The organism is Lentibacillus kapialis, assembly GCF_014646635.1.
GTDB lineage: Bacteria > Bacillota > Bacilli > Bacillales > Amphibacillaceae > Lentibacillus > Lentibacillus kapialis.
Map to the genome: position 1 here is coordinate 1 of NZ_BMNQ01000113.1, position 2,274 is coordinate 2,274.

1 protein-coding gene and 1 pseudogene are annotated in these 2,274 nt (G+C 36.0%); both read right to left on the reverse strand.

Features of this window, described 5'->3' with window-relative positions; all coding sequences use genetic code 11:
* Positions 1–129 precede the first annotated feature (129 nt).
* Entirely contained in the window at positions 130–975 is an 846-nt protein-coding gene (locus IEW67_RS17750; protein ID WP_188634412.1) for an SDR family oxidoreductase, read from the reverse strand.
* Between the two features lie 204 nt (positions 976–1,179).
* Positions 1,180–2,274 (reverse strand): annotated as a pseudogene (locus IEW67_RS17755) (hypothetical protein); the annotation flags it as partial.

Sequence of the window (2,274 nt, forward strand, 5' to 3'; positions counted from 1 at the left end):
GTAGCGTGCTTTCCATTTTATTCTTTTGTCTTGTTGGGTCATCGCATAACCTCCCGAGTTGGTTTCTAAGAAGATTATCGCATGGATGACCGTTGGTTCCTACGTGTATTTTATTTGACGCTTACCTTACTAAATCCAATTCTTTTTGTAATCCTTAATATAATTTTTAATATTTGTAGGCTTTTTTCCTGTTAATTTCTCGTAATCGTGCTTGACCCCTTTTGCAAGTCCTAGTTTTGTTGGTATATGAATACCAACGACAACATTTACAAATCCTTCGTCTTCACCAATCTTCCTCATATAATTCTTAAATTCTTTGACGGAAGGATTTGTATATTCAATTTTCACTCCAAGAACTTCAGTCATTTGTTTTGCAACATCAAAAAAATTAAGCGCCTCATTTCCTGTGATCACATATATTTTGTTTTTATGCTTATCTTTATTAACCAACGATACACCAGAAATTTCAGCAAGATCTCGAGTATCGACAAAGCTTGTTTTTCCTTTACCTGCCGGTACAAATATACGCTGCCTTTCCTTAATTTCTTTACAAAGAAAATCATTTAAATTTTGCATGAAATACCCGGCGCGAACGAATGTATAAGGTATTTGTGAATTTTTTATTAGCTTTTCCATTTTGTAATGATGAATAAAAGGCATGTATTGAACATCTTTTAACGATAAATAAGTAATATGTTTAATTTCTTTATCCTTTGCCTTTTTTAAAAAGGTATCAAATTGAAGTTTTTCACCGGGTGGGTACATTAAAAAAACACGGTCAACATTTTCAAGTGCACCATCAAACGTGCTTGAATCTGAAAAATTAAGATTCACGTATTCATATGCATCACCAAACTTAGCTTTGGTTTTTTCAACATCTCGAACTGCACATACAATCGGGATATCTTGATCTTTCAAATAGTTTGCAACCTGTAATCCAACTTTTCCTGTAAAACCTGTTACTAAAATATTCAATACAAACCCCTCACAATATCAACTATATTTCGCAATAATATCCAGCTTTCTGTAAAGATGTTATTATGCAGATAGGTAAGGGTTTGAAGTTATCGTCCCCTTTTCCCTCTGCCCACACCGTACGTGCGACTTTCATCACATACGGCGTTCCAACTAATCCAGTTCATTCAGTATTTTTATGTATATGCAAGATGAAATGTAGAATCAGATGGCTTCGTTCAGACATTGCTCACGCAATTCATTGACCTTTTTGAGTTGCTTTTCATTTAACTTGAGTGCGTCTAACAGCACTTGCATTTTCTCTTGATTTCTCATGTAAATAAGGCGGTGAACAGGTTCATGCACTATCACTAAATTTCCGTATGAATCATCTTTTGTAAGATGGTATGGTGTCTTGTGATGACAATGCCAATCATCCATCCCTAATTCAATTCCTGTAACGGCACATTTTCCATATTGTGCAATAAAACGGCTAATCCGATTATCGTTATATTCAATGGAACGGCTAGGTATAAATTGTTTCATTACATGAGCGAGTGTTTGTTTATTAATAGCTCGCAAGTTTTGATGAATTTTATTTCTACCTGCGGTAGTGTAGTTACAGATAGTTTGAGAGAAATTTAGATTCACCTTACAGCGTTGGGCATGAATTGGGACAAGAACCATTTCTTTTATTTTGTAAAGTTTACATTCATATCCCTTATACCGTTTCTGCATGGATTTTGAGAAGTCCTGAAACGTAGCCTCTTTTCTCACTTCACTTAAACGATTATATAATGCTTTATTAAGACGATTGTTCAGCTTACTTAAGTCTATCGTTATCCGTGAGGCTGCTGAGTAATAATTTTGTATACCCATTATGACCGTATTAAACCGCCAAACATTCTCAGCTGTTTGGTGTTTCTGAATTGCCTTTACGGCTTGTTTTATCTTCATTTGTGCATTTCCAAGTGCCTTTTGAGTCATATGTGAACGAGCTACATACCGTATCCCCATATTCGTCTTTTTACGATGTGCTTTAATGCGGAAACCTAAAAACTCTGATGGATTTTTCTTTAGATTGACCACTTTTGATTTTTCTTCACTGGTTTCAAGGCGAAGCCTTGTTTGAAGGAAATCTTTAACTGCATAATACATTTTAATCGCTTGCGAGCGAGTACGACAAAGGATTTTAAGTAGAGTAGAGAGCAGGCGCCGTATAGTTTCTTCGTCCTCGGGTTTCAGGGTTTTCCACCTTACTAAGCCAGACAAAGGAACTACCGATTTCCAGCTCCCCCTCGTCAAACCGTGCGTGAGGTT